The organism is Trinickia sp. (assembly GCF_051954495.1).
Classification (GTDB): domain Bacteria; phylum Pseudomonadota; class Gammaproteobacteria; order Burkholderiales; family Burkholderiaceae; genus Trinickia.
Window position 1 is genome coordinate 1 of the sequence record NZ_JBQCHR010000038.1, and the last position, 3,607, is coordinate 3,607.

The 3,607-nt window shown below is 67.3% G+C and carries 2 protein-coding genes; both read left to right on the forward strand.

All coding sequences use genetic code 11. The features are described 5' to 3' along the window. On the forward strand, positions 1 to 386 hold a 386-nt coding region (locus ACTHNR_RS06390; protein ID WP_440546723.1), incomplete at its 5' end, for an ABC transporter permease. After that, on the forward strand, positions 383 to 2,485 hold the full coding sequence (locus tag ACTHNR_RS06395) for an ABC transporter ATP-binding protein (RefSeq protein WP_440546724.1): 2,103 nt from the start codon (positions 383 to 385) through the stop codon (positions 2,483 to 2,485). The genes ACTHNR_RS06390 and ACTHNR_RS06395, both read left to right, overlap by 4 nt. Positions 2,486 to 3,607: the final 1,122 nt, after the last annotated feature.

Sequence of the window (3,607 nt, forward strand, 5' to 3'; positions counted from 1 at the left end):
TTACGTTCATGCCGATTACGGCACGTACGGTACGCGCGGCCGTGTTCTCCGAGCGCCATCTCGATTACGTCGATGCCGCGCAATTGCGCGGCGAACGCGCGCCGTACATCATGTTTGCGGAGATTCTGCCGAACGTGCTGCCGCCGATCATCGTGGAAGCCACCGTGCGGCTCGGCTACGCGATCTTCGCGGTGGCCACGCTGTCGTTTCTCGGCTTCGGCATTCAGCCGCCTTCCGCCGACTGGGGCCTCGCGCTTTCCGAGTCGTACACGCTGATGGCGGGCGGCGCATGGTGGACCGTCGTGTTCGACGCGCTAGCGATCGCCACGCTCGTCGTCGGCGTGAATTTGATCGCCGACAGCGTGCAGGGAGTGCTCGACCGATGACAGCAGCCGTGCGCCGCGCCCTTCCCGCGTTCGAGCCGGCCTCGCCCGCGCAAGACGATGCGCTCGCCGTCGTCGGCCTGAGCGTCGCCTACCGCGTACGCGGGCGCGATCGCGAAGTGCTGCACGACCTGACGTTTCGCGTGCGGCGCGGCGAAGCCTACGGGCTAGTGGGCGAGTCGGGCTGCGGCAAGTCAACCGTGGCGCTCGCGGCGCTCGCGTACCTTGCGCGCAACGGCGCGATCAAGGCCGGGCGCATCGCAATCGCGGGGGACGACGTGGCCTCGCTGTCGCCCGAAGGGTTGCGCTCGCTGCGCGCCCGCACGGTGTCGATGGTTTATCAGGATCCGTCGCGCGCCCTCAATCCGTCGATGACCATCGGCCGCCAGGTGTCCGAAGCGTTCGAGGTCGCCGGCGCGAGCCGCGCCGATGCACTCGCGCATGCGCTGGATATGCTCCGCCATGTGCGGATCGCCGCGCCCGAACGCGTCATGACGAGCTACCCGCACCAGCTCTCGGGCGGCATGCAGCAGCGTGTCGTGATCGCGATGGCGCTCGCGTCGAAACCGGCGCTGCTGATTCTCGACGAGCCGACGACGGGTCTCGATGCAACCGTCGAGGCAGAGGTGCTCGACCTCGTCGCGAAGCTGCGCGAGGAGTACGGCACCGCGGTGCTTTTCATCAGTCACAATCTGGCCGTGATCGGCCGCATGTGCAGTCGTGTGGGCGTGCTCTACGCCGGAAGGCTCGTGGAGGAAGGGCCGACTGCGGATGTCTTCGGCGCGCCGCGTCACCCCTACACGGTCGGCCTGTTGCGCTGCTTGCCGAGCCCTGGTCGCGGCAAGGACGACGAGCGCCTGGACACGATCGCCGGCAGCTTGCCATCGCCCGGGGCCGTGATCGAGGGATGCGCGTTCGCCGCGCGTTGCCGGTTGGCCGACGAACACTGCAGACGCGATGCGCCGCCGCCCCATCGGTTCCAGGCCGAGCACGGCCCGCGCATGGCGCGTTGCCATTACCACGAGCAAGCGGGACAGTTGCCGCGCGCCACGCCGCTGCCCGTCGTTCGGCAAGCCGAGGCAAAGGCCGGCGCCACGCATGAGCCGCGGCCGCTAGCACTCCACGCGGCTCACTTGTCCAAGACGTTCGATTCCACCGGCGCGCCGGTGCGGGCCGTCGACGACGTTTCGCTCGATCTCGCCGCCGGTGAAACGCTCGGCCTCGTCGGCGAATCGGGAAGCGGCAAGACCACGCTCGCGAAGCTGCTCGTGGGTCTCGTCGCGCCTGACCCGGGCGGCACGCTCGAACTCGAGGGCAAGCCTTTGCACGCGCACGTCGCGCGCCGCGACGACGAACAGGTCAAATCGCTGCAGATCGTCTTTCAAAACCCCGATTCGGCGTTGAATCGCGCGCATTCCGTCAAACGGTTGATTGGCCGCGCGCTTTCGAAGCTCGGCGCCCTGCGCGGTCGCGCGCACGGCGCTCGGCTTGCCTCGCTTGCGCAAGCCGTTCGGCTGCCCCCGCGCTATCTCGATGCGCGAACTCGGCAATTGTCGGGGGGCTTGAAGCAACGGGTGGCGATTGCCCGGGCCTTTGCCGGCGACCCGCGCGTGGTCGTGTGCGACGAGCCGACATCGGCGCTCGACGTTTCGGTACAGGCGGCCATTCTGAACCTGCTGGCCGATTTGCAGCGCGAACGCGGCGTCAGCTACGTGTTCATCTCGCATGACCTGCACGTCGTGCGTTACGTCGCCGATCGTATCGCCGTGCTCTATGTCGGCAGACTGCTCGAGATCGGGCCGGCGCAGGCGGTGTTCGACGGGCCGCAGCATCCCTACACCGAGGCGCTGTTGTCGGCCATGCCGGTATTCGGGGATCTCAACCAACGTTCAAAGACGCGCATTCGCTTGGCGGGCGATCCGCCGAGCGCGGCGGCCCCGCCATCCGGGTGCGTGTTTCATACGCGATGCCCTCGCAAGCTCGGCTCCGTTTGCGAGGAGCACGACCCGCCTTTCGCCGATGCAGGCGACGGACATCGGATTCGATGCCATATCCCTGTGACTGAGCTGCGCACATTGCAGCGAGAAGCGCAAACCGCCTGACCGACGTCGCAGCATCGCTGCTGACGGCCTACATCGAGCTTTCGTCTGATATCCCTCATAGGCGGGGTGCGGACGCGTTTCACCGGTGAAACATATCAGTCGCGTTTTCGTGCGGCCGCTTCGTTCCATTGTTCGCTTGCCCATATGCCGCGCGGCATTGCGCGCAATGGCACGGTTATCGCAAAGATCCGGGCACATGGCCGCGTGACCACGCGGGCCCGGCGAAAAAACGATCGAGCGGTGTCGCGACCGCAGACGTGTGCGCGTTCGCATATTCGGACGGCATCCGTCATGTGACAGACGCACGCATCGCGCTCGGGCAGCCATGGTCGCCGTAGGGCGACAGGAGTACGACGACATCCGAGCGTCGTTCCTGCCGGGGAGATGACGATGAAGACCAAGCAATTTAATAAGGACTCCTACATAAATCCCGGTGTCCTCAAGGCAACGGCAAGCGCCGTATTCGCCTTGCTCGCGGCTACCGCGCACGCCGGCTCTTTCGCGGACTTCATGGGCAGATGGGTAGTGCAGACGAGCGCGACCATGCAGGAGGCGACGGCCAACTCGAGCGATTCGGGCGGGCCTTCGGCGACGAGACTGGCCGCCGCGCCGTTCGATGCTTCGACTTTGGCCCCTGCGCCGGTAAAAAGCGATGAAGGCGTTGCTTCGACGTCAGCCGGTTCGACCGCTCCGGCCGATTCAGCTAGCTCACTGTGTCAAAACGCTGCCGGCAATGCCGCTTGCGTCGATAACCCGAGCGACGGCGCGACGACGAGCGGGATCGGCGGGACCGGCGAGGGCACGTCGGCAAGCGGCGACGGCAGCAGCGGCGCCCTGGGCGGCGGCGCGTTCGGTGGCGCTCGTGGAGATGGCGGCGGACGAGGTGGCGCTTCCGCAGGGAACGGGACGTCCGGTGGCGGCGGATCGTCGTCGGGCAATGGTGGGAACGGCAAAGGCGGATCGAGCGGGTCAAGCGGGTCGAGTGGGTCGAGCGGGTCGAATGGGTCGAGTGGCTCAGGCGGCTCAGGCGGCTCAGGCGGCTCAGGTGGCTCCGGTGGCTCCGGTGGCTCGGGCGGCTCGGGCGGTGGCTCGGGTGGTGGCTCGGGTGGCTCGGGTAGCTCG

Coding starts and splice junctions, on each gene's coding strand:
- ACTHNR_RS06395 (WP_440546724.1), top strand. CDS start 383: ATGACAGCAGCCGTGCGCCGCGCCCTTCCCGCGTTCGAGCCGGCCTCG.